Source organism: Acinetobacter sp. CS-2, from assembly GCF_016599715.1.
Taxonomy (GTDB): Bacteria; Pseudomonadota; Gammaproteobacteria; order Pseudomonadales; family Moraxellaceae; genus Acinetobacter.
The window spans coordinates 802,086-826,077 of record NZ_CP067019.1; the positions used below are offsets into that span (position 1 = coordinate 802,086).

18 protein-coding genes and 1 pseudogene are annotated in these 23,992 nt (G+C 38.6%); 13 read left to right on the forward strand and 6 right to left on the reverse strand.

Going from position 1 to position 23,992, the window contains the following annotated elements; translation table 11 throughout:
- The first annotated feature begins 89 nt into the window (after positions 1–89).
- On the forward strand, positions 90–887 hold the full coding sequence (locus tag JFY49_RS03705) for a thioesterase family protein (protein WP_200223834.1): 798 nt from the start codon (positions 90–92) through the stop codon (positions 885–887).
- An 81-nt stretch (positions 888–968) separates the two neighbouring features.
- Here the strand turns inward: JFY49_RS03705 and JFY49_RS03710 are convergent, their stop codons facing one another.
- Together JFY49_RS03710 and JFY49_RS03715 are read right to left on the reverse strand one after the other, a co-directional pair.
- A complete protein-coding gene (locus tag JFY49_RS03710) occupies positions 969–4,565 on the reverse strand; it encodes an AAA family ATPase (RefSeq protein ID WP_200223835.1) in 3,597 nt (1,198 codons plus the stop codon).
- A gap of 9 nt (positions 4,566–4,574) precedes the next feature.
- On the reverse strand, positions 4,575–5,828 hold the full coding sequence (locus JFY49_RS03715) for an exonuclease SbcCD subunit D C-terminal domain-containing protein (protein ID WP_200223836.1): 1,254 nt from the start codon (positions 5,826–5,828) through the stop codon (positions 4,575–4,577).
- A gap of 548 nt (positions 5,829–6,376) precedes the next feature.
- On the opposite strand from JFY49_RS03715, the gene JFY49_RS03720 reads away from it, so the two are divergent.
- The gene (locus JFY49_RS03720) at positions 6,377–7,339 is read left to right on the forward strand and encodes a diguanylate cyclase (RefSeq protein WP_200223837.1); all 963 of its coding nucleotides are present in this window, start codon (positions 6,377–6,379) and stop codon (positions 7,337–7,339) included.
- Between the two features lie 69 nt (positions 7,340–7,408).
- Here the strand turns inward: JFY49_RS03720 and JFY49_RS03725 are convergent, their stop codons facing one another.
- Positions 7,409–8,380, reverse strand: coding sequence for an MBL fold metallo-hydrolase (locus JFY49_RS03725; protein ID WP_200223838.1), 972 nt, complete (start codon positions 8,378–8,380; stop codon positions 7,409–7,411).
- A gap of 103 nt (positions 8,381–8,483) precedes the next feature.
- Between JFY49_RS03725 and JFY49_RS03730 the strand changes: the two genes are divergently transcribed.
- The gene (locus JFY49_RS03730; protein ID WP_200223842.1) at positions 8,484–10,484 is read left to right on the forward strand and encodes an ATP-binding protein; all 2,001 of its coding nucleotides are present in this window, start codon (positions 8,484–8,486) and stop codon (positions 10,482–10,484) included.
- A 50-nt stretch (positions 10,485–10,534) separates the two neighbouring features.
- On the opposite strand, the gene metG is transcribed toward JFY49_RS03730, so the two are convergent.
- Positions 10,535–12,592, reverse strand: a complete 2,058-nt coding sequence (metG, locus tag JFY49_RS03735) for a methionine--tRNA ligase (RefSeq protein ID WP_200223847.1) — start codon at positions 12,590–12,592, stop codon at positions 10,535–10,537.
- A 307-nt stretch (positions 12,593–12,899) separates the two neighbouring features.
- Here metG and JFY49_RS03740 point away from each other — a divergent pair, with 307 nt between their 5' ends.
- Positions 12,900–13,616 (forward strand): hypothetical protein, encoded by a 717-nt coding sequence (locus tag JFY49_RS03740; protein ID WP_200223849.1) that lies wholly within the window; start codon positions 12,900–12,902, stop codon positions 13,614–13,616.
- Between the two features lie 269 nt (positions 13,617–13,885).
- Positions 13,886–14,689: a hypothetical protein gene (locus tag JFY49_RS03745; RefSeq protein ID WP_200223851.1), complete on the forward strand. Its 804-nt coding sequence runs from the start codon at positions 13,886–13,888 to the stop codon at positions 14,687–14,689.
- Positions 14,690–14,966: 277 nt separating this feature from the next.
- On the opposite strand, the gene JFY49_RS03750 is transcribed toward JFY49_RS03745, so the two are convergent.
- Positions 14,967–15,161, reverse strand: a complete 195-nt coding sequence (locus tag JFY49_RS03750) for a hypothetical protein (RefSeq protein WP_086196922.1) — start codon at positions 15,159–15,161, stop codon at positions 14,967–14,969.
- A gap of 560 nt (positions 15,162–15,721) precedes the next feature.
- On the opposite strand from JFY49_RS03750, the gene sbmA reads away from it, so the two are divergent.
- The 3 genes from sbmA to JFY49_RS03765 all read left to right on the forward strand — a co-directional run bounded on the left by sbmA (position 15,722) and on the right by JFY49_RS03765 (position 19,423).
- Complete coding sequence (sbmA, locus tag JFY49_RS03755; RefSeq protein WP_200223856.1) at positions 15,722–16,918, forward strand: peptide antibiotic transporter SbmA; 1,197 nt, start codon at positions 15,722–15,724, stop codon at positions 16,916–16,918.
- A gap of 118 nt (positions 16,919–17,036) precedes the next feature.
- Positions 17,037–18,107, forward strand: a complete 1,071-nt coding sequence (locus JFY49_RS03760; RefSeq protein WP_200223857.1) for a DUF1176 domain-containing protein — start codon at positions 17,037–17,039, stop codon at positions 18,105–18,107.
- Positions 18,108–18,433: 326 nt separating this feature from the next.
- Positions 18,434–19,423 carry a hypothetical protein gene (locus JFY49_RS03765; RefSeq protein ID WP_200223858.1) on the forward strand — a complete coding sequence of 330 codons (990 nt, stop codon included), beginning with the start codon at positions 18,434–18,436 and terminating at the stop codon, positions 19,421–19,423.
- 89 nt (positions 19,424–19,512) lie between these two features.
- Here JFY49_RS03765 and JFY49_RS03770 read toward each other — a convergent pair whose 3' ends face one another.
- The gene (locus JFY49_RS03770) at positions 19,513–20,091 is read right to left on the reverse strand and encodes a DJ-1/PfpI family protein (RefSeq protein ID WP_200223859.1); all 579 of its coding nucleotides are present in this window, start codon (positions 20,089–20,091) and stop codon (positions 19,513–19,515) included.
- A gap of 296 nt (positions 20,092–20,387) precedes the next feature.
- Between JFY49_RS03770 and JFY49_RS03775 the strand changes: the two genes are divergently transcribed.
- The 5 genes and pseudogenes from JFY49_RS03775 to JFY49_RS03790 all read left to right on the forward strand — a co-directional run bounded on the left by JFY49_RS03775 (position 20,388) and on the right by JFY49_RS03790 (position 23,986).
- Positions 20,388–20,843 carry a hypothetical protein gene (locus JFY49_RS03775; protein ID WP_413784598.1) on the forward strand — a complete coding sequence of 152 codons (456 nt, stop codon included), beginning with the start codon at positions 20,388–20,390 and terminating at the stop codon, positions 20,841–20,843.
- Between the two features lie 177 nt (positions 20,844–21,020).
- Positions 21,021–21,314, forward strand: a pseudogene (locus JFY49_RS03780) (hypothetical protein); the annotation flags it as partial.
- A gap of 244 nt (positions 21,315–21,558) precedes the next feature.
- Complete coding sequence (locus tag JFY49_RS17635) at positions 21,559–21,708, forward strand: AAA family ATPase (RefSeq protein ID WP_265092676.1); 150 nt, start codon at positions 21,559–21,561, stop codon at positions 21,706–21,708.
- On the forward strand, positions 21,702–22,976 hold the full coding sequence (locus JFY49_RS03785; protein ID WP_265092677.1) for a DUF3696 domain-containing protein: 1,275 nt from the start codon (positions 21,702–21,704) through the stop codon (positions 22,974–22,976). Before JFY49_RS17635 ends, JFY49_RS03785 begins: the two co-directional genes overlap by 7 nt.
- A complete protein-coding gene (locus JFY49_RS03790; protein WP_200223862.1) occupies positions 22,976–23,986 on the forward strand; it encodes a hypothetical protein in 1,011 nt (336 codons plus the stop codon). The genes JFY49_RS03785 and JFY49_RS03790 overlap by 1 nt, the downstream gene beginning before the upstream one ends.
- The last annotated feature ends 6 nt before the right edge of the window (positions 23,987–23,992 follow it).

A 23,992-nucleotide genomic window follows, 5' to 3' on the forward strand; every position in this document is an offset into this window, starting at 1 on the left:
ATCTTCCACTAAAGTTGGGTACAAAAAACAATCTAACTCACTACTTTAGATAAGACATCATTTATACGACCAAGGAAGCAGGGAAGTTTATGGCGGCATATTATCAACTGATCGGACGAAATGCGGATACAGGCGGAGAAGTTACGGCTCAATACCGCTCCACCCTACTGGCTCAAGGTGCATGGAATGAGCATGAACAGCACATGGCGCCTGCTACAGGCATTATCTGTGCAGAATTAGACCGTTTTATGCCACGTCAGGATATGCGGATTGGTCGGATCAGTCTGGATATTTTAGGTCTGATTCCTGCCGGAGAGTTTAGCATCACCACCAAAGTCATTCGCCCAGGAAAAACTATCGAGTTGATTGAATCAGAAATGCAGGCTCAGGGAAAAACCTGTATCGTTGCACGTAGCTGGCGCATGATGACGCAAAATAGTCAGTTAATGAAAGGTTTGGAAGATGTCCATGGCGAAAGCCCTGAGCATGCGCCCGTTTGGGAAGGAATCCGTCAGTGGCCGGGTGGATATATTGAATCGATAGAAGCAAGAAGCCATGAACGTCGTGCAGGCAAGGGCATCGTGTGGTTACGAACCCAGCATGACATGGTTGAAGCTGAGCCTACCACTGATTTTGTCCGTTTGATGGGCATGGTTGATACCGCCAATGGCGTTGTACCACGTCAAGAGGTACCTTTTAGCTGGAGCTTTCCTAATCTGGATTTACAGATCCATCTGCACCGCTTGCCGCAAGGTCAGTGGCTGGGCTTGGAAACCGTGCAGCAGTATGGCGAAGATGGCATTGGCCTGACCAGTTCAGTACTGCATGATATACATGGCCCATTTGGGCGCAGTGAACAGATTTTGACATTGCGTCCCATCGCATAACTGATATCTGTTTGATAAAAAGCCTAGAGCATTGTCTAGGCTTTTTAATGATATTTTCTTGGATGAGCCGAGCTTTTAAATTTATCCCATAATCTCGATGGTGCTTGCTCCGGCACCTAAAGGTTTAACCTGAATCTGCACCGGAATGCGTTCGTGCATTTCCTGAATATGCGAGATCAGCACCACTTTACGACCCTGATTCTGTAATTGATCCAGCGCATTCATCACCATATATAAAGAAGATGCATCTAAAGTCCCAAAACCTTCATCAATAAACAAAGATTCAATTTTCATGGAACCTGATGCCATATTGGCAATCGCCAGGGATAAGGCCAGTGCAGTCAGGAAGGATTCTCCACCTGAAAGCGAAGCGACCGAACGGGTTTCACCGTCCATATCGTGGTCAATAATCGCCAGACTCAAGGAGTTGTCCAGACGTTTTAAGGTATAGCGTTGCGAGAGCATCGCCAGTTGCTGGTTGGCATGCTCAATCAAGATATCCAGATTATATTGCTGCGCATAATCGCGGAATTTCTTGCCGTTTGCATCGCCCATTAGTCCTGAAATTTTACTCCAACGGTGTTCTTCACTTTGAATGGCTTGAATTTGATTTGCAAATTGCTTTTGCTTTTCAAGATTACGTTGATGCATTTCAATTTTGAGTTTCACTTGATCCCGCTGTTCAATCAATTGCTTGAACTGTTCAGTAACGGTCGTCAGTTGTGAAGATAGGGTTTCAGCATCAATTTCAGGTTGATGTTCCATATGTTGTAGAAGCTGTTCCTGAATGGCTTTAATACTTGCTAGAGCATCTGAGTGCGCTCGTTCAACATCGACCACACGCTGTTTAAGTTGCTGTTCTTGTTCATGTGAAATTTCGCTCAGTTGTTGCAATAACAGCGCATTGAAATCTGTATGCTGACTTAACCACTGTTGAATATTGTGTTCAACATTTTGCTTTTGGGTTTGAAATTGAGTTTGCTGAGTGTGACATTCTTTTAGCGTGCTTTGAGCAATTTCAAAAGCTTGACGTACTTGGTCAAACTGCTGACGAGCTTGATTAAATTGAATGTGCAATTGTTGTCTGTTTTGATCGAACTGCGCTAACCATTCATGTGGTTTTTCAACATTGCTTTGTGTCATGTCAAAAATGGCTTGAATGGCTAAATCGCTATTCTGTTTGCCTTCTTGTGTAAGGTTTTCTATGCGAGTTTCTGTCGTCTTAATTTTTTCCTGACTAAATTTTAGATTTTGAACAGCTTGATCGCGCTGTTGCGATTTTTGATTAAGCTGAGCATTTAAATCGTTCAGTTGTTTTAAGGTGTTTTGACGCTGTAATAACATGACTTGAACTTGTTCAGCCGTACTCAGCGTATTGTGACTCCATGCTTGACCTTGGGTGTCATTCAATAAACCTACAACATCTTGAATATTTTCTTCAGCCTGTTTTAGGATAGAAAGTTGCTGGCTGGTTTGTTGCATTATTTGAAGAAGTGCATGACGCTGTTTTTGTACTTGCTCATGCGTACTGAGTGTAGCTTCAAGTTGTTTTTGCGTATGTTGAAATTCAATAACCTTTGTCGCCAGGGCTTGATCTAATACCAGATGATCTTGCGAGAAATCAAAGGGGATATTCAGCGTATTAAGTTGTTGTTCAAGCTGAGTTTGAGCAGGCTGTAGTCGTGATGACAGTGTTGCTAGTTGGCGGGCATTTGCTTCCCATGATGCTGTTTGTTGGGCATGCATTTTTTGCAAATCTTGCCATGCTTCGAAAGCTGTTTTTTCTTTTTCAAGTTCTTGCTGTTCTTGTTGCTCTTGCAGTTTGAACAATTCGTTTGAAAGTGCATCCTGATTTTGTATATACGGATGATGTGTACTACCACAAACTAAACATGCTTCGCCGTCGACCAAGCTCGCTCTTAAATGTTCAATATTTTCAGTATGGAGTAAACGTTGCTTTTGCAACATCTGTTGTAATTGTTCACGTGCAATTTTTTGATCCTGATAGGCTTTTTCAGCAGATTGAAGTTGTGCATGACTTTGGTCAATTTGTTGTTGCAGCTTATTTTGTGCCGAAACTAGCTTGCAGTTTTCAGCACTAATATTTTGGAAGTTTTGCCAATGCGTGTGTGTGACATCAAGTAGATTCAGCTGTTGTAAATGATGTTCACGCTCAGTGCGTATAGCAGCAATTTTTTGATTCAGTTCATCATCTTGCCCATATTGCTGCGTCAGTTGTTCAAGCTGTTGCTGTTGTTGCATTACATTTTGATGCGCTTGACTCACATTGCCATGGTTTTTTTCAAATTGAGTATAGCTTTGAATAAAGCGTTGTAACTGGCTCAAATGTGCCGAAAGCCCATCATCCAAAGGATTGAAATGTGCAGATTCAGCCAAAAGTGCAGTGCGTTGTGTAATGTCATGTTGTAATTGTTGAAGCTCATTTTTGACTTGCTGTTCAGCATTTACGAGAGGAGAGTGCTGCTCCCGTAAAGTCTTTAGTTCATCTTTAATTTTAAGCAACTGATCACCCAAAACACGTCGATCGGCAATGCGAGCACGAACCATCTCAATGTTTTGCTGATGTTGAATTTCAAATTGATGTTGCTGTTTTTGCGCGTTATCTATTTTTTCAAAGGTCAATTTTTCAGTATTGAATTGTTGTTCAATCACCGTGAATTGCTTCTGAACGTGTTCTAATTTGGGTTGAAGTATTGCAATGTCAGCATTTAAATTTTTCTGCAGAATGACGCTAGGCCGAATAGAGGAAAAACGTTCAAGTTGTTGCAGTTGTGCTTTTTGCGGAGCAAGTGCATCTAGATATTGTTGCTGAGCCTCCAAATATTGTTGACGTGTTTGTATATCAGCTTGAAGTTTATGTTTTTGTTCAAACCATTGTTGTTGCTTTTGTAGATTTTGCTTTTCAATATCCAGTTTTTGATGATCTTGGTTCAGTTGTTGAAGTTTTGAGGAGTAGGCAGTGAAGTCCTCTTCAGACAGCAACTCAATATGACCTAAAACGTTTTCGAGCTCTTTACGCTGGTTGGCAATCTGTTTGGTTTTTTCATAAGCCAGTTGGCCAATTTTTCCGAAAATACTGGAATTGGTCAGATATTCCAGCAGTTCACCACGTTCATTATCACGGGCTTTTAAAAATGCCGTCACTTCCGACTGTGCCAATAACACGGCGCGGGTAAATTGCTCAAAACTGAGCTGGCTGATTTTATGGATACTGGCATCGACGGCTTTGGCTTTATCGGCAATCACCACGCCGTCGGTCAGGCAGGTTAAATAACGCTGCACACTTTGCAGTTTGCCATCTACTTTTTCACGTGAACGTTTCAGTTCCCAGCGTGCAAGATAGCGTTTCTGGTCCTGTGCAACAAAGCAAACTTCGGCAAAGCCATGCGCGGTGCCCCGGCGCAAAACAGTCAAAGGCGAGTTGGTCAGTAACTCTGAACCATCGACATCCTGTAGTTTGCCATCACTGTCTTTTAAACGTGGAATCTTGTTGAACAGTGCCAGACACATGGCATCCAAAATGGTCGATTTCCCGGCACCGGTTTTGCCGACGATGGCAATTAAACCCGCACTGGCCAAAGGTTCACTTTCAAAATCAATAAAATGCTCACCCGAAAGCGAAGCTAAATTTTTTATACGAATGGATAAAATTTTCATGGACAGTTCTTAACGTATTTGTTGTTCTTCAAGTGATTTTTCTGCTTCTTGCATTAGACTGATAAAATCTTTTAATACATTTTCATCATTGCTATAGCCTTGCTTTTCCCAGATCTGTTGAAACAGCTTTTCCGGTGTCGGCGGTTCCAGGCAAATTTTGGCAATTGTTGAACTGTTATTTTCTGCAGATAAATATTGCCGTGAAATTCGTACTAGACGATAGCGATTTTTAGGCAGCGCGTCTTCAAACTGTTGTCTTAAATTGGGCAAGGGCGGTGTCAGGGTATGATATTCGATATCAACATATTCACGCTGATCAATCTGTTCAATTTCACCTTCAGGCAGGTTTTTGAGTTTTTGCATCACTTCATTCAGCTCGCCACGAATTTTATGCAACTGAATACAGCGCGGAATGGCAATTGCTTCAAACTGAAAGCGTGATTCATCCTGCTTTAGCGGATTAATCTGCACATCTACAACCTGATGTTTGTAGTTGATTTCACTAAAAGACAAAGGGATAGGCGAGCCACTATAACGGATGTGCGGATGCTGAACTTTTTGCGGTTTGTGTAAATGCCCCAGCGCCACATAATCAATACAGTCATCAAATAATGCAGTCGATAAGGCTTCTTCATTGCCAATAATAATCGGACGTTCCGAATCAGATGTTTCACAGCCTTGCATATGCGCATGTGACATCAGAATAAGCGCCTGATTATCCGTTTTACGTTTTTTGGCTTCGGCAATCAGTTGCTGGTGCAAATAGGCAATCGCATTTTGGCTATTACTGGTGTGTTCATTCACACCGGTAATTTCTGCTGGACGTAAAAACGGTAGTGCCAGACACCAGGCCACAATCTGTTTTTGCTGATCGTAAATAGGCAGTAGCAAACGGTCTAAATCAATCTGGCCTGCCGCATTTTTATGAATCACCCCCACTGTTTTAGCATTATATTTTTCCAGTAAAGGTTCGACCTGTTCAATGCGATAACCCGAATCATGATTACCGGCGATCATCAGCGTTTGCATATGCGGGGCAAGGGCATGGGCATCGGCTAAAAATTGATAAAGCTGTTTTTGCGCGCTAGATGCAGGGTTGATGACATCAAAAATATCGCCAGCAATCAGCAGCGCATGGGGCTGTTTTTGTTGAATTTGTTGAAGTAGCCAGCTTAAAAACTGTTCATGTTCATATTGGCGTGAATGGTTATAAAAGAACTGTCCCAAGTGCCAGTCAGATGTATGCAAAAAATGAACAGCCACGAATGCCCCAAATCACAATGGATAAAATGAGCTTATAAATTACCATAAATGATGTAGCTGATTCTGTCATTGATTACAGAAAGAACCATTAAAATTAAAGTAAGTCTTTAGAATTAAAATATTTAATTTTTTGTTTCAGCAAAATATTTTACTTTACCAAATTTCCGGTCAAAACAATTTGTTGAATATGAAGGTCGCTAGATAGGTGCAAGGTTTGGACTGCAATCTAGACAATCTTATTCGCTCTTTGATCTAAACATAATGAATTCTGCATATTTTAGAAAGTTTATAGGAGATATTTCGGATAAGAAATTTTTGACTACTTTTTAAAATATATTAAATGATCTGAAGGATATACTTTTTTTGGAGAGAAATTGTAGAATAAATAATCATCTTGAAATGTAAAAATGTTCAGTGATGAAAAAGCAGTTTTTATTGAGGAACCTGCTCCAAGCAGGTGAATCATCAAGCGCGTATTGAAATGTCGTGTATGGTAAAACCAGAATATGCGAAGACATTTTTTTGCCCATTCAAATTAGAGTAGTCCTATGCCGAAAAATCCGTTTGATGAGCAGCAATTGTCGAATGACATGTTTTATAAAACATTATTAGAGTCGACTTTGGCCATACCCTGGAGCATAGACTGGGCCACCAAACAGTTTAGTTATATTGGCCCTCAAATTGAAAAGTTACTGGGCTGGGAACAGGATTCCTGGAAATCGGTGCAGGACTGGGCAGACCGTATGCACCGGGATGATCGTGATCATGTGTTGAATTATTGTGTGTCGCAATCGATTGCGGGTATAGATCATGAAGCGGATTATCGTGCCTTAAAGGCAAGCGGTGGATATTGCTGGATTCGTGATGTGGTTCATGTGGTACGCAAGGAAAATGGTGAAGTTGAACGTTTAGTCGGATTTATGTTTGATATTTCTGAACGTAAGAAAAAGGAAGATGAATTAAAAGCGTTGCACCGCAAGCTGGAAGAATTTTCCTATAAAGATGGTTTAACTGAAATTGCTAACCGACGCTTATTTGATGATTTTTATTCACGTGAATGGAACAACGCAATACGTGAACAAAAGCCACTCTCAGTCATTTTGATCGATATCGACTTTTTCAAGCAATACAATGACTTTAATGGGCACATTATTGGCGATGCCTGTATTAAGCAGATTGCACAGATGCTGGAAAGTTGCTGTGTACGTCCACGTGACCTGGTCGCGCGTTATGGGGGAGAGGAATTTGCGATTGTATTGCCAGAAACGGATTTAGAAGGTGCAATTCAAATTGCAAATAATATACTTCGTATGATAGATCAGGCAAATCTACCGCATCGGGCATCCCCCATTTCAGAAAATGTCAGCTTAAGTCTGGGGGGGAAATGTATTTGCCCGACAGAAAAAGATGACAAAATACACTTTTTAAATATGGTCGATAAAAACCTGTTTAAAGCCAAACAGACCGGACGTAAACGTTTTGTTGCTGATGAAGCTAAAATCATGGTTTAGGGCACAGCAGTTCATTAAAAAAGTAAAAAAAATCCCCTGCATGAGGGGATTTTTTTTATTCATCTTTTATCAATCTTTAAAGTGTACCGGAATCCACTGGTAGCTTTTCCCATCTTTTGAATAGATATGCCCAAGGCCCGGGAAAGGTAAATGTGGGGCGGCAATGAGCTGACCGTCTTTGGCATATTCGGCAAAGTGTTTTAAACGTGTCTGTACCGCTGTTTGGGGATCAGTATCAAACTCAATCGCGGTTTCGGGACGGTCAAACTGCAATGTATGAGAATGCGCGATGTCGCCAATAAATACGACTTCCTGACCATCTGTTTTTAGCTTAAAGCTGTAATGTCCCGGTGTATGACCAAAAGAAGGTTTAAATTGGATGTCACCAAAGGCTAAAGATTTATCTGAGAAGACTTTAATCTTTTTAGCTTTTTCATACGGTGCAAGTGCAGCTTTAATTTTATCCACTGTACCTAAGAAACCAGCCTGTTTGTCCTTTGGTAATTTCTTTACGGTATTTGGATTCAGCCAGAAATCGTATTCCGTTTTGGCAATGTGCAGCGTGGCATTTGGATAATTCGCTACGCCGTTATTGGAAATACCGCAGACATGGTCAGGGTGTAAATGGGTGAGGAATATCTCATTCACTTGTTCAGGCTTATAACCTGACGCTTTGAGATTGTTATAGATTGAACCTAAATGTGCGCCAAAGCAGCTTGCTGCACCGCTGTCTACCATTAATAGTTGGTTGCCTGTATTGATCAGGAATGCATTCACAGACGTTTGAATACCTTGGGCTTGATCAGCATAATATTTTTTGAGAATCCCGGTTTTTTCGGTGTCGCTTAAGCCTTTAAACATGGAAGGATTGAGGTAAAGCGTGCCATCAAGTAGGGCGGTGATTTGGGTGTTGCCGAATTGGTGATGGTAGTAGCCAGCAACTTGTTTTGGAGCTTGGATAGTTGTTGGTTCAGCAGCTTGGGTGGTGATGGCTGTGGTGCTTAGGGCTAAAGCTAAGAAAAGTGGTTTTAAAGTTTTCATAGGATTTTTATTAAATTATAAATTTTAATTTTTAACATAAATTGACACTAGATTATAGTATTGAGTATAAATGCTTATTATTTAGAATAAAAAGGTTTAGGGGATGGAAATAATTAAAGGTAAAACACAGATTACTAATGATGGGATTAAAAAACACTTTAATAGTAAAGATCCATACAAGTCAATTTTTGAATATGTTTGGAATGGTTTTGATGCCAAAGCAAATAATGTTAAGATTAATTTAATAAGAAATGAAGCTGATGGTCTAGATTCTATTTCTATTTTAGATGATGGTGATGGAATTGACTTATTAAACTTATGTAATAGTTTTGATAAATTTAACGAATCTAGTAAAAAAAATGATCATGATGTTCATGGTTCTCATGGTAGAGGTCGGTTAGCTTTTCATACCCTAGCAAATAAGGCAGTATGGTTCACTAAGTTTGAAAATAGTAATGCAAAAATCAGTATCTCAGCAGATAACATATCAGAATATGATTGCCAATTCCTTGATGAAGATAAGCAAAATGAACATCTACAGAAGATGAAATCAGGGACATATGTTGTTTTAACCTCTCTATATCCTGAAAAACAAAAAGGATTTCCAACTGATGAAGATTTTATAAATAGTTTAAAGAAGGAGTTTAGTTGGCTACTGATAATAAATCCGAAAAAAAAATTATTATTAAATGGTGTGGAAGTGCCAATTTTGGATAATTCTTTTTTTGAAAAAAATGTTGAAATAGAAAATTATGATTTTAAAATTAAAGCAATAAGATGGCATGAAAAGCTCAGTAGTGACAAATCATTCAACTATTTACTTAATTCTCAACAAAAAATTATATCTAAAGACTTAAGTAAGGCAAATAATAAAATAGATTTTCACACAAGTTGCTATGCATCATCTGAGTGGAATGATGGTTATAATAAAGATCTATTAGATATAAATCCACAATTCGAATTACAACAAAAAATATTTAAAAAAATTACCTCAGAAATGAGTTTATTTCTTAAAGAAATTTATGAGAATTACTTAAGAGAGTACGTTGAAGCGAAAATAGAGAGTTATGATGAAAAAGGGTATTTTCCAACTTATAAAGGCTATGATAGTAGTTATGCGTCATGGCGTAAGAAAAATACAAAAGACGCATTTAAAAGTATATATTTAGCTGATCCAAAAATTTTTGCAAAACTTGCGACAAAACCGCTAAAAATTATTATTAGAATGTTGGATAAACTTTTGGTATCAAAAGAGAATGATGCGATATTTGATGTTTTGGATGATGTTTTAGATTTAAACGAAACACAAATAGATTTGCTAGCAAAACAATTAAAGTCCACCACTTTAGAAAATATTATAAGCACAATAGAGGTTTTGCAGAAGAGAGAATTAGCTGTAACCAAATTAAAAGAACTAATGGATAACCACTACGAAACAGTATTGGAAACACCTGATTTACAGAAAATTATTGAATCAAATACTTGGCTATTTGGTGCTCAATATGAAATTTTAGGTGCAGAAGAGGATTCATTTACAAAAATAACTCAAAGATTGAGAAATCAAGTTAGAGGTATTAATGATGTTAGTACTGATGATTTAGATAAAAATGATGCAATTAATCAAGTTGTAGTAGATGGTCTAAATAGACAAGTCGATTTGTTCTTGGCAAGAAAAAATAAGACCTTTGATACGCTAAATAATCCTATATACAAATGTGTAATTGTTGAAATAAAAAGACCAAGTGTTTCATTAAATAAGAAACATATGAATCAATTGCTAGATTATGCAGAAATTTTATCTAAATTTCCTGAGTTTAGTAATGGAGAAATTTACTTTGAACTCATTTTAATTGGAAGGAAGATTTCTAAAGATGATTTTTCAATAACGTCTCATCTAAATAGTCATAAAGATAAAGGTGAAAAAGGATTAATATTGCATGATGGAAATATTAAATGTTATGTAAAAAACTGGTATTCAATTTTCCAAGATTTTCAGTTATCTAATACTTATTTACTAGATAATCTTAAATCTAAATATGAAGATCTATCTGACGAAAGTAAAATTTCTCTTGTAGATGATTTGCAAGGAAAAAAAGCTAGCTAAAAATAAAAGCCCCTACATCAGTAGAGGCTTTTTTATTTAAGATCTAGATCTTAAGACACTTTATCACCTGGTTTAGCACCAGATTCAGGTGAAATCACCCAAACGCCGTCGCCATTACCAGCAGCTAAAACCATACCGTTAGAAATACCAAAACGCATCTTACGTGGTGCAAGGTTTGCTACCATCACCACCAATTTGCCTTTTAAGTTTTCTGGTTTGTAGAACTCACGAATACCGCTAAACACGTTACGTGGTTCAGCTTCACCGACATTCAATGTCAATTGAAGAAGTTTGTCAGAACCTTCAACCGTAGCAGCTTCAAGAACTTCAGCAACACGAAGGTCTATTTTCATAAAGTCTTCAATGCCAATGATTTTAGCTTCGCCCACTTTAGGTTCATGTTTTTTCTCAACCTTCTTCTCTTTTTTCTTTTCCGCTTTTGGTGCTTCAGCAGGAGCAGCTAAAGAATCTTTAGATGCATCAACCATTGCAGCCACAGCTTTTGGATCAACACGTTGCATCAATGGCTGGAACAACGCAATTTCATGACTGACTAAAATTTGCTTACGCGATTCAAAGTTAAAGCTGTCTAACTGTAAGAACGCTTGCACTTGTTCAGCCAAAGTTGGAAGTACTGGGGCAAGGTAAACAGCCAATTGACGGAACAGGTTAATACCGACAGAACATACCTCATGTACTTGTTGTTCTTCGCCTTCAATCTTCGCAAGTGCCCAAGGCTTTTTCTCATCGATGTATTGGTTAGCTTTATCAGCCAATGCCATGATTTCACGGATTGCTGCTGAAAATTCACGGTCTTCATAAGCAGCAGCGATTGAATCACCGGCATCAATAAAGCTTTGTACCAGTTCAGGCTCTGCACAAGTCGCAGACAATTTATTGTCAAACTTGGTATTAATGAATTTTGCACAACGACTTGCGATGTTCACCACTTTACCCACAAGGTCAGAGTTTACTTTCTGCACGAAGTCGTCAAGGTTCAAGTCAGAATCTTCAACTTTGTCAGAAAGTTTAGACGCGAAGTAGTAACGTAAGTATTCAGGGTTCAAATGCTCTAAATACGTTTCAGCTTTAATGAAGGTACCACGAGATTTCGACATCTTTTGACCATTCACCGTCAAGAAACCGTTGACGAATAAGCTTGTTGGCGTGCGGTAGTTTGCACCTTCAAGCATCGCAGGCCAGAACAATGCGTGGAAGTAAACGATGTCTTTACCAATGAAGTGATAGACTTCATTTTCAGAATCTTTTTTCCAGTAATCGTCAAAGCTTAGGTCAGGACGCTTGGTTTTGATGTAGTTTTCAAAGCTCGACATATAGCCGATTGGCGCATCGACCCAAACGTAGAAGTATTTGTTTGGTGCATCCGGAATTTCAAAACCGAAGTAAGGTGCATCACGGGAAATATCCCAATCTGACAAACCTGCTTCAAACCATTCATCTAATTTGTTGGCAATCGACACAGGTAAACGACCTTCGTCACGTGTCCATTTTTGCAGGTATTCACCAAAGTTTGGTAGTTTAAAGAAGTAGTGATCTGAAGATTTTTCTACAGGTGTCGCACCGCTCAATGTCGATTTTGGATTGAGCAGTTCAGTAGCATTGTAGGTTGTACCACAGACTTCGCATGAGTCGCCGTATTGATCTTCCGCTTTACATTTCGGGCAGGTGCCTTTAATGAAACGGTCAGACAGGAACATGCCTTTTTCAGGGTCAAATAACTGCGTTACAGGGCGAACTGCAATGTTGCCTGCTTCACGGTTTTTGATATAAATCTCAGAAGCACGTGCCTGGTTTTCAGCGCTGTTGGTTGAGTCGTAGTGGTCGAAGTCCACTTTAAAACCGGCAAAGTCACGCTCATGTTCTTTTTGGACATTGGCAATTTGCTGTTCAGGCGTAATACCGTTGGCTTCAGCACGCAGCATGATCGCTGTGCCGTGAGCATCGTCCGCGCAGACATAAGTCACGTTATGACCCATTGCACGCATGGCACGAACCCAGATATCTGCCTGGATATAACCGAGTAAGTGACCCATATGGATCGGACCATTGGCGTATGGAAGGGCGTTAGTGACTAGGATATTACGCACGGATATGACTCTCTCATTCGTATTTTATGCAATGGGTCATAATTTTACATGATGCAGAGGGGATTACAAAGAAATGCTTTAGCTGAAGCGCAATGAATAAAGCAACTTGAATATTCAAATATAAAATTCGATATCATCCGATGAGCGAATATTAAATAATTGATCGAGCTAGGTTGACGCTACTTTCTCTAATCAATAGCAACAACATGTACAGGCTTTGTTGCAGTTTGCTTAATTCGTCCGCTGGATTGCATGCTTTGTGCTAAAAAATTGTCTGATCATTTTATGACACCTCAGGAGGGTACTCATGACTCAGAATAACCAGACAAGTACTTCGAAGCAAAACCAAGATAAAGAACCACATGCACAACAACTGAATGAGCAATTGGAAAAAGAGCAAAAGCAGAACGAGATTGATAAACAGCACAAGCAGGAGCATCAGGACGTTTTAGAAGCCCAGCAGAAAAATACTGATGAAAAGTCTGCAGTGAAGCAAGGTGCTCAGCCCAATGGCGAACATGCAGAGCAAAAAGATAATTCTAAAGAAGCTCAGTCTGGCCAGTCGGATAATAAAACTGAAACTATTAAGATGGATGACTTAAAAGCGAAGGCAATCGCGATTGGTGAGGATCTACTGAAAAAAGCCGAAAAGATTCTGAATGAGCTAAAAAATGGCAAGTCAGACAGTCAGCAAACTGGTGAACAGGGTTCTGGTGATACGAAAAAGGCGAAAGCGGATGATACATCGGAAGATAAGTCGGCAAATCAGTCAGATCAGCAGGACCGTATGGCACATTTCAAAGATGAGGCCCTGCATAAGTTTGAAGATACCAAACAGAAGATTACAGAGTTGGTCAATGAAGCCTCTGTCAAACTGGGAGAACTGAGACAGATGGCGACGGATACAATGAGTAAAATGAAAGGTGAAGATCAATCTCAGTCAGGTGAGCCGAAAAAGCAGGATCAAGATAAAACCCATCAATCTGAGCAAAACAAGCCTGACCAAAATAAAAATCATCAATAATGCTTTCAATTTTAAAGATACTTCAGCTAGGGCAGGGTTGAAGGAGCTAGAAATACCGAAAAATTTAAGATTGTTCGGATGCCATCACAACATGCTCCATCTGCATATTGGGAATGTCTAAATCAGGCACACTGTTATTGAGCGTCTATGACCTTGATTGAATCTCAATGGGGATTCAATCAAGGTCAGTATTTATTTTATAGCGCTATCTGCTGTATTGAATACCTGTGATAATGGGCACTTAAAGCAATGTGCCCAGAGTAAAGATCATGATTGACGAAGATGATTTCGATTTCGACCAACCCGTTACCCGTATTAAACAAAATACTGCGATTCAAAAACAATTGGGCAGTCAGATTTTAAAAGATGCTGAGCAGTACCTTGAAGAGATATCGGCAGATGAGCATGTACTTTTAATCAATACCCTATTGGGCTTGGCAGAGCAAGATGCTTACTTCCAAGTCTTGGCTGATGAACTTGATCAACCGATTGGGGCAAAAGTGGCCAATGATGCCTTAAACCTGATGCACTTTTGGCCTGCTATTCACCAGTTTGAAGATTTAGAACAATTTAATTTACTCGACATTATTAACAGCGAACATTTCCAAACCGAAATGCTTAAAGCTTTTGACGCTTTAGAGATTGATGAAAATATCAAAGTGAAGCGCCGTCTTGTGTTGCTTGAAAGTTTTAAAATGTACAAACTCGGCTTCTATAGTGGTTGCATTCCAAATGTTTACGCACAACTAGAAGGCATCTTGACCGATGTCCTGATTGAGGCGGGTTTTTTAAAACAAAATGCAACCAAGTTTGTTGATGTTTATAAAATTGTCCCAGGCTTAAAGAGTAATGAAATTAAAAGCTTGTGGCACAAATCTAAAATTGCGAATGAAATGAATCCATACTTTGCTGAACTTGCCGCTTATAAAAAGGATAGCAGTTCAACCGTGAGCATGACCCGGCATAACATTCTGCATGGTACCGATCTGAATCATTTTAATCAGGGACGCAGTTTTGTCTTGTTTATCTGGCTGTTTTCTGCGCTGAGTTTTATGGGGACGCTTAAGTACTGAACAAGCTGATCTAAACAATATTCGGCTTAAAGCCGCTGGGTTTGGGTGAGCTTATATACTGAATGGATCGCGGAGATAGAGGGAACTTTTAACGTTCACAACAGATAAAGTATGTATCTCTTTTCTATGGTTTTGATCAGCAGGGGTGCTGTTCAGCCAAATTTTATTGTTGTTTATGGCACATCGAAATTCTCGAACTTGAGTTTAGGGGAGTTATACTCAAGTTCGAGGATTCCGTAGCCAAATTTTTTAAATTACTATACAAATCTCATGAAGCTTATAGTTCACGCCAGACTTTATTTTCATCTTGCAAAGAAACAGTAAAATTAAAGTCGGTATCGTCTGATACCAGCAGGCTGGTCGGTGTTTGCATAATGACTTTTAAGATCGTGCCTTGTTCAAAAACGAGAGGACTGCAGTTCTCTTTTTCCAAGGTCACAGGTTTTAATAATTCGATGATTAAATTTTCCATTGCACTTCCCCCTAGATCTTATAAATTAGGTTAATAGTATCATAAATTGGTAAATATTTAACCAATCCTATCAGTCTTGAGAACTAAATCCAAAAACAAATGGATGAAAAATACGATATAGTTCACATATTCTATATTAAAATGAGATAAAATTAAAACTTATATTTTGATTTAGCTCCGGTTTTTCAAATATTTCCATAAAATCTCTATGGATTTAATGGCTGGATTATTTTTAAGCAAATTTTAATTTGTTCCGTCTATGCTGGGGCAAAATCTGACTAAAAGTCACCTCTGCTGCATTGGATGCGATATGCAGCAGATTTTAGGCTGAACTGGCGTGATAAAAACCTCATCACAGGGCGAATGAAGCATACAACTTGATTATAAGAGGCATCATTCAAAGAAAATGAATTCACCTGAAAAAACATTTCACAAACAGTCTATAAGTTGCTACAAAGATGAAAAGACGAGAATAATAGCCGCTTCATCCATCCAGTCTAAATGGGTCGGGTGGTTGATTGGCAAGTTTGAAACTAAAAATAAAGGAATAACCCTAACTGATGTTTAAATCTTTTTTTCCTAATCCAAAGTGGTTCTTTTCATCGTTGGTACTCTGGTTTGTCATCAATATTGCATTGTGGTATTCCGGTGGAAGTGGCTGGGGAACATTTTTAGGCTTTGCACCGGGTTATGCCACTGCAGAATTACCTGTTGGCGTAAGCCGTTTTTGGGCACCTTCATTTTTATGGTTCTATCTGTGGTTCATCGTTTCTACCGTTATTTTTGCGCTGTTCTGGCGCTTTAAATCCAGCAATCCATGGCAGGGCTGGTCGGTCTGGGGCTCGGCTTTTATCCTGTTCAATATCTGGTTTGCGGTGCAGGTCAATGTCGTGGTGAATGCCTGGTACAGCCCATTTTATGACCTGATTCAGAAAATGCTGAGTAGTGGTGGTGGTAATGTCAATCTACTTTACAGTGAAACCTTGACTTTCCTGTATGTCGCCATGGTCTATGTGACGATTGCCGTTTTTAACCTGTTCTTTGTCAGCCATTATATCTTCCGGTGGCGTACGGCGATGAATGACTATTACACCGCGCATTGGGAACAGTTACGTTATATTGAAGGGGCTTCGCAGCGTATTCAAGAAGATACCATGCGTTTTGCCAAAACCACCGAAAGTTTAGGGGTGAGTTTCATTCAGGCCCTGATGACACTCATGGCATTTTTACCGGTGTTGTTACAGTTATCATCGCATGTGAAACAACTCCCGGTGATTGGTGAAATTCCTTATGCACTGGTCTGGGCTGCCATCAGCTGGGCGGTGCTTGGTACTGTAGTGTTGATGCTGGTCGGTTATAAATTGCCGGGTCTGGAATTTAATAACCAGAAAGTTGAAGCCGCTTACCGCAAAGAACTGGTTTATGGTGAAGACTATGCCGATCGTGCCGATCCGCTGACCTTAAAAGAATTGTTCAGCCGTGTGCGTTTTAATTATTTCCGCCTGTATTTCCATTATGCCTATTTCAACATGGTACGCATCTGGTACATGCAACTGGACAATCTGTATGGCTTGTTTGTGCTGTTTCCAAGTATTGCCGCAGGGGCTATTACCTTAGGCCTTATGATGCAGATTGCCAATGTCTTCGGTAAGGTACGCGAGTCCTTCCAGTATTTAATCGAGTCTTGGCCGACCATTATTGAATTGCTTTCGATTTATAAGCGTTTACGGGCATTTGAATCGACTTTGCATAAATAAGGCATACTCAAATTGAGTAACAGAACCCGCATAATGCGGGTTTTTTTATAATGCTTTATATTTAACAATCATGAAAATGCTGAAGTATAGTAATTAAAAAGGGAAAGGGTCAGAAAAAATGAAAAGGTTTTATGCATGGACTTCGCTTTGCTGTCTGGCCGTGACCAGTCCTCTAACATTTGCCAAAGAAATTCAAGGCATGTCTTTTTCTCATCAGGATTGGGAAGTGTATTGCAGTAATACCGGCACCTGTCGGGCAGCAGGCTATCAGGATGATTATCTGCAAAGCATGCCCGCCACAATCTTGTTGACCCGTAAAGCTGGAGCAAAACAAACTGTACAAGGGACATTTGCCTTATCCAGTTTTGATCAAGCCTTAGATAACAAGAAACTGAATAATTTAAACTTTTTTATCAATCATCAGGATTATGGTCGAGTCAGGATTAACATTTCAGAGCAACTGCTCACAGGAGCGCTAAATAGCAAACAGCTCAATGCACTGTTACAACAGACTCGGAAAAAAGCGAACATCGTATTTAAAAATGCCTATTACACCTGGCAGGTTTCTGATGCAGGCATGACGGCTTCATTATTGAAAATGGATGATTTTCAACAACGTATGGGTACTGTAGGTGCTTTGGTCAAACCCGGCACTGCAGATGAGTCGAAAGTATTGGCAGCACAGCCTAAACGAGTAGTCACCAAAGTAAAAACCGCAGCAAAACCTTATTTAACACTACAGCCCAATAGCAGACAGTACCAAAACCTGCATAAGTTACTCATGGCTGCCCGGCCGACACAGTCAGATGTAGCTGAATTTTGTGAAGGCATTTATGATGGAGATGGTGCCAAACCACAAGCGATTGAACTCTATAAGCTTACCAATAACAAAATTCTAGCTACCACTCTATGCTGGCGCGGAGCCTACAATGAAGGCTATGGGGCTTGGGTAATGAATCAATCTTTAACAGGCAAAGCCAGCTTTGTGACCGAATCTGCATCGGATTTTGCAGCAGGCGAAATCAGCAGTGCGCAAAAGGGTCGTGGTATTGGTGATTGCTGGAAGATCAGCGAATGGATTTGGCAGGGACAAGCTTTCATTCAAACTGTAGATCGCTGGTCTGGCATGTGTAAAGGTTTTGCCGGTGGTGCCTGGGATCTTGATTTAATTGAAGCCGTGGTGAAATAACCCATTTTAATTTTAGCTTTTGAGTACGCCAGCTAGCTATTTATATAAAAGATTAAATTTTCATCGGTTTATGATGGAAATTGCCGAATAGTTTCAGGGATAACTAAAGCTTCACCAATCATAAAAAATTTTAAACTGGCTAAAAAGTGTTATCCCATTCGGATTTTCGTACTAAAACTTTTAAAAGATTGGCAGTTATTTTGCATTTTCAGGCAAAAAACTATCATTTAACTTGAAGGGAATTAATAATAAAATCAAAGTGCTATATTTGTGATTTTCCCAATTTTGATATATTTTTGAGTTACAGCATCAGTGAGCATTAACACGTGAATTTCAAAACATTCATCTTGATTGGCGGAGTGGGCATCACTTTACATGGCTGTACCAGTTTTAATGCTTTGAGTTCAGATGATTCTGTTAAAAATTATGCTTCAGCACAGGAAATGATCGTTCAAAAAAATATCAACCAACCCAATGGACAGGCCAAAGAATATGTCTATTCATGGGGAGTAAAACAGAATGACAAAGAGCCGCAATCTTTATATCCCAGAAAATATTTAAACAATTACTGTTCTGCCAAGCAGGGCAAATTCACGCTGCTGTATAAGAGTTCCATGGCTCTGGTGAAGGATGCATCGGATAAAAAACGCTTGTCTGCATCCGGCAATGTCAAACAGGGCATAGGCGCCTATAAGTGTGTACAAAAGAATGGACAGAGCTGGATTGCCTCTATTGAACCGGTGGCTGAACGTAAACTCAATGATGGTTCGGATGCACGGGCAGTCAGCTTACAGACCAGACTCATGTCGGCGGATGAAGCTAAAAAGTTTTATAAAAATATAAGTACAAATATTGCTGATAAAAAAATCATTTCCAATGATCAGGGCAACAAAAAAGCGCTCAATAAAACTGCCCTTCAAAAAGAGGCTGAAGCCAAAAAAGAAGCAGATCTGAAAAAAGAAACCAAACTAACTCTGGAGTTGCCAGCAGCACAGCCGCTAAAAGTCGTGGAAAGTCCGCAACAGCAACAGATGAAATTTTACGTCGCTGCACGTCGTGATTTAAATAGTGGTAAAAATCAGATCTCTGCCTGTAATAATGCCCAGCGGGCTTATAACTATGGCAAGCTGCAAGGAACTGAGGGAACCCGGGTCTATACCGAATCGGGGATGCTAGTTGCACGTTGTTTAACCAGTGTACCCAGTTATAGCAACCGCTTTTCTAATTCTAAAGCTCAAGCAACGCGAGTCTTGCAAAATTTAGCCGTGAATTACAATCACCGTGGGGCAAAAAATATGTTGAGGCAGATGAAATAAAAGCGATTTTGCTCATCTTCATACATTCATGTTCCATCATCATGGATGGAACATGAATGTTGAAATCTTCAAATCTGAATTCGGCAGGATTACAGGCTAATCGTTGCACCTAATGCTTTCACAAATTGTGCCATCCAAGCAGGGTGGGCAGGCCAAGCCGGTGCAGTCACCAGATGTCCGTCGGTGACTGCTTCAGTGACTGCGATATCGGCATATAAACCACCTGCAAGTTTGACTTCCGCTGCACATGCAGGGTAAGCAGAACAGGTTTTACCTTTAAGCACATCGGCAGCCGCTAAAAGCTGTGCGCCGTGACAGACGGCTGCAATCGGTTTTTGAACAGCATCAAATTCACGTACAATTTCCACCACGCGTGCATTCATGCGTAAGTATTCAGGTGCACGTCCGCCCGGAATCACCAGTCCTACATAATCTTCGGTATTGACCGCAGTAAAATCATAATTAATAGCAAAGTTATGACCACGCTTTTCACTATAGGTTTGTTCGCCCTCAAAGTCATGAATGGCTGTGGCGATGCTATCACCAGCTTTTTTATCCGTGCAAACCGCATGTACGGTATAGCCCAGACCGGTTAAAAACTGGAACGGCACCATAGTTTCGTAGTCTTCGGCATAGTCGCCCACCAGCATCAAGATTTGTTTAGCCATGATTTTTCCCTCTGTTTGGATATGATTTATATAAAGTTTTATTTTCATTCACCATAGCATAAGCAGATGTCATTTTTAAAGATGGGGTGGCTTTCTTTAGTCGAAGCCAGAAAACGTTCAAATCATCAGGTGGATAGACAAGCTGAAAAGAAGTTTGATTTTACAGAGTCATAACAGGCTGTACCCGGTAATTTATGATAAAAAGGCAGCAGTTCAGAATGGAAGTTTGCTTTATGTTTTACTCTATTTTTACCACCGTTGGTCGTCGCTTTGCTCGAATCGGTTGTTCGGTTTTGATGGCAACTACGATTACGGGAACCACACAAATTGCAATGGCCGGGCCAACGGTGGATCAGCTGAGTCATTGTCTGGTGAAATCCACCACGGCAGCAGATAAAACAACGGTGTTGCAATGGACCTTTGTCGCTTTATCTGCACATCCCGAATTGAAGAAATTCAGTAATGTGAATGAAGAGCAGAGAACTCAACTGGATCAAAACTTAGCGCAAGTATTGCAGCGGATATTGGTGGAGCAATGCTCGAGTCAGACCAAAGCGGTCATTCAGGCCGAAGGTTTGCAGGCGGTGGGCGATAGTTTTCAGGAGCTTGGACAAATTACCGGTGACGAAATTTTAGAAAATCCTGAAGTCAAAAGTCAGCTGAAAGGTGTGCTGCATTATGTCGATTTAAATAAATTGGTGATGACGTTTTTGACGCCGGATGTATGGAATAAGTTGGGTCTGATTCGTTAGTTTAAATCCTCTCCCTAGCCCTCATCCTTTCTTGCGCTTCGTTTTAAAGCAGTGCTTTAAAACTTGCTTAGCAGAGGGAGCTGTACGTATCTGTATAATTTCGTGACAAAGTCTCCCTTTTTAAAAATGAGAGGCGAACGCTTGCGAAAGGGATTGTCCAAAAATAATTTGAGTAGCAATAATGTGAATGAAGAGCAGAGAACTCAACTGGATCAAAACTTAGCGCAAGTATTGCAGCGGATATTGGTGGAGCAATGCTCGAGTCAGACCAAAGCGGTCATTCAGGCCGAAGGTTTGCAGGCGGTGGGCGATAGTTTTCAGGAGCTTGGACAAATTACCGGTGACGAAATTTTAGAAAATCCTGAAGTCAAAAGTCAGCTGAAAGGTGTGCTGCATTATGTCGATTTAAATAAATTGGTGATGACGTTTTTGACGCCGGATGTATGGAATAAGTTGGGTCTGATTCGTTAGTTTAAATCCTCTCCCTAGCCCTCATCCTTTCTTGCGCTTCGTTTTAAAGCAGTGCTTTAAAACTTGCTTAGCAGAGGGAGCTGTACGTATCTGTATAATTTCGTGACAAAGTCTCCCTTTTTAAAAATGAGAGGCGAACGCTTGCGAAAGGGATTGTCCAAAAATAATTTGAGTAGCAATATTTTTATTTTAAGTTTATAATTTTTATATAAATTTATAAACTTAAAATTAATTAGGTGCAATAATGATTGCAAACTATTCTATATCAAACTTTAAAGTTTTTTCTGAAAGTAACAAATTGAAGTTTGCTCCAATAACCTTGATTTATGGGCCAAACTCATCGGGGAAATCAAGTATTATTCAATCACTTTTAGTGTTAAAAAATCTTTGTTAAATGGACAAGTTAGCACGCCTTTAAAATCAAATAATGAATATTTCCAATTAGGTAGTTATACTTCAGTTGTAAATAATCATGATAAAACTAAAGACATAAATTTCGAAATAAATACTGAAAATTCAAGTTTTAAGTTTGTTTATGGATTGATAGAAAATAATAATATAAAGTCTTCGTTCTTAAAAAATGTTAATTTGAAGGATAATAAAAAAAGAGAATATAACTTTGAGTGCAAAATAGATGATAAAAATTTTGGTTTTGATAGATTCCAATTAAAACTTGGAGAAAATTATGATGAATATATCATTGACTCCTTTAAGGATACAATAAACCCTTTCGATTTTTTGCAAAAACAGTTTAATTCATTGGATGCGAGAAAAATTAAAAGAATATTTAAAGATATTCAAAATGAAACTGTTAAGAAAAGAGAGTCGAAGGTAATACCGATAGAAATTTTAAAAAGAATAAATCTTTCAAAATCACCAGTTCTTGGTGATTTTTCTGATATAGAACAAATATTTAAACGTGTAATGGTAGACATAATAGAAAAAGATTTATCTGATAAAGAACAAAAGCTTAAATATATTTTAAATAATATTTCCTATATTGGTCCTCTGCGTCCTCATCCTCAAAGGGTTTATTCTCTTGATAGTTTATATACTGACACTGTAGGACAAAAAGGGGAAAATTTCTTATCTTTTTTGGCTAAGGATAGTGAATATAAAAATAGTGTTAATAAAGTCTTAAAAGATTTTGGTATTAAATATGATATTGATATAACAAGAACAGATAATGAAATTATTGGTGATACTTTATCTTTAATATTAGTTGATAGAAATACTAATCTTAAAACTACATTGGTAGATGTAGGTTTTGGAATTGGTCAGGTTTTACCAATTTTAATTGAAGGTTTAGTAAAAAAGCACAGCACTATATGTATAGAACAACCTGAAATCCATTTACACCCCAAATTACAAGCTGACTTAGCTAATTTCTTTGCTAAGGATGTACTTTCAGATAAAAGTAATCAGTGGATAATTGAAACTCACAGTGAGTCATTACTTTTACGTTTTCAACGATTAATTAAGTATAAAGAACTAAACCCAGAACATATCTCAATAATTTATGTAAATCCCACTGCAGACGGTGCGGAAGTAATCCATATTCCGTTAGATGAAGATGGAGACTTTACTGTAGCATGGCCAAATGGCTTTTTTGATGAGCGTTTAGATGAAATGTTTGGTGGTAATCCTTTTGGTGAAAAATAATGTTGTATACATTTAAGTTAACTTATGAATTGTTAAATTCATCTGCCTTAAAGATTAAAGCTATTAATACAAATTTTCTTGAGTCATGGCGTAAAAATGGAGTTGTTGTTTTTAAAAAGCCTGAAGAGGTTTTGAAATTTAGTAGGTCCTTGGCAAAAAAAATTGACCCCAAGTACATACAACTTTGGAATACAGCTTTAACTTCTAATTTAGTAATATTCGATGAAGAATTGGAAGATATTGAATTTATATTGGATGAAGAAGATTTTAATAAAATTTTTTATAAAAAATTTGGATGTTCTACTATTTATATAGACCAAGATACAGAAGATTTGATATCTAATTATAGTAATTATAAAAAATATTGTGGTAAAGAGTTGAAAGAAATCATTAGTATAGATTCATATTCAGACTCATTTTTTTTAAGCGAAGCTGATATTTATTCTAATAAGCAAATTGATTCTGAAGAAACTCTTCAAGAAATTTGGGAAAAAAGATTTAAAAACTTTTTTAAATATAATCACAGTATCACTATTGTTGATAGATACTTATTTATTAATGAATGGGATAGTTATAATAGAAGAGGTAACTCAGCATTATTAAACTTATTTAGAAAACTAGCTAGTGAAAATATTAAACTAAAAAAAATTGAATTTGTCTCCAATGACTATGTAGACTCGATTAACATCTGTGATTTTTTTGAGAGAAATATTTGGTCATCAAGTATTTTAAAAAATGTATGTGAAGAGGTTAAACTTATTTCAAAAGAGGATAGTTTTTTTAAAGGGGACTTTCATGATCGTCTAATCCGTGCAGATAAACATTATATTGAGATTGGAATAGGTTTGGGTGATATATTTAGAGACCCAAAAATGAAAAAATTTACTACTTTGACAATGAAACCTAAAAAACCAGCAGATTATGAAAGTTATATAAATAGTGCAACAAGAATAGATATTAATAATTCTCAAGAATGGATTAAAAAGTATCAAAAAGAAAACCCGTCCTAAGACGGG

What these genes read in the sequence shown, in the direction of transcription:
- JFY49_RS03705 (WP_200223834.1), top strand. Translation starts at nt 90, where the DNA reads ATGGCGGCATATTATCAACTGATCGGACGAAATGCGGATACAGGCGGA.
- sbmA (WP_200223856.1), top strand. Translation starts at nt 15,722, where the DNA reads ATGTTTAAATCTTTTTTTCCTAATCCAAAGTGGTTCTTTTCATCGTTG.
- JFY49_RS03725 (WP_200223838.1), bottom strand. Translation starts at nt 8,380, where the DNA reads ATGAAAACTTTAAAACCACTTTTCTTAGCTTTAGCCCTAAGCACCACA.
- JFY49_RS03750 (WP_086196922.1), bottom strand. Translation starts at nt 15,161, where the DNA reads ATGGAAAATTTAATCATCGAATTATTAAAACCTGTGACCTTGGAAAAA.
- JFY49_RS03790 (WP_200223862.1), top strand. Translation starts at nt 22,976, where the DNA reads ATGTTGTATACATTTAAGTTAACTTATGAATTGTTAAATTCATCTGCC.
- JFY49_RS03760 (WP_200223857.1), top strand. Translation starts at nt 17,037, where the DNA reads ATGAAAAGGTTTTATGCATGGACTTCGCTTTGCTGTCTGGCCGTGACC.
- JFY49_RS03775 (WP_413784598.1), top strand. Translation starts at nt 20,388, where the DNA reads ATGGCAACTACGATTACGGGAACCACACAAATTGCAATGGCCGGGCCA.
- JFY49_RS03770 (WP_200223859.1), bottom strand. Translation starts at nt 20,091, where the DNA reads ATGGCTAAACAAATCTTGATGCTGGTGGGCGACTATGCCGAAGACTAC.
- JFY49_RS03745 (WP_200223851.1), top strand. Translation starts at nt 13,886, where the DNA reads ATGATTGACGAAGATGATTTCGATTTCGACCAACCCGTTACCCGTATT.
- JFY49_RS03740 (WP_200223849.1), top strand. Translation starts at nt 12,900, where the DNA reads ATGACTCAGAATAACCAGACAAGTACTTCGAAGCAAAACCAAGATAAA.
- JFY49_RS03720 (WP_200223837.1), top strand. Translation starts at nt 6,377, where the DNA reads ATGCCGAAAAATCCGTTTGATGAGCAGCAATTGTCGAATGACATGTTT.
- JFY49_RS03730 (WP_200223842.1), top strand. Translation starts at nt 8,484, where the DNA reads ATGGAAATAATTAAAGGTAAAACACAGATTACTAATGATGGGATTAAA.
- JFY49_RS17635 (WP_265092676.1), top strand. Translation starts at nt 21,559, where the DNA reads ATGATTGCAAACTATTCTATATCAAACTTTAAAGTTTTTTCTGAAAGT.
- JFY49_RS03710 (WP_200223835.1), bottom strand. Translation starts at nt 4,565, where the DNA reads ATGAAAATTTTATCCATTCGTATAAAAAATTTAGCTTCGCTTTCGGGT.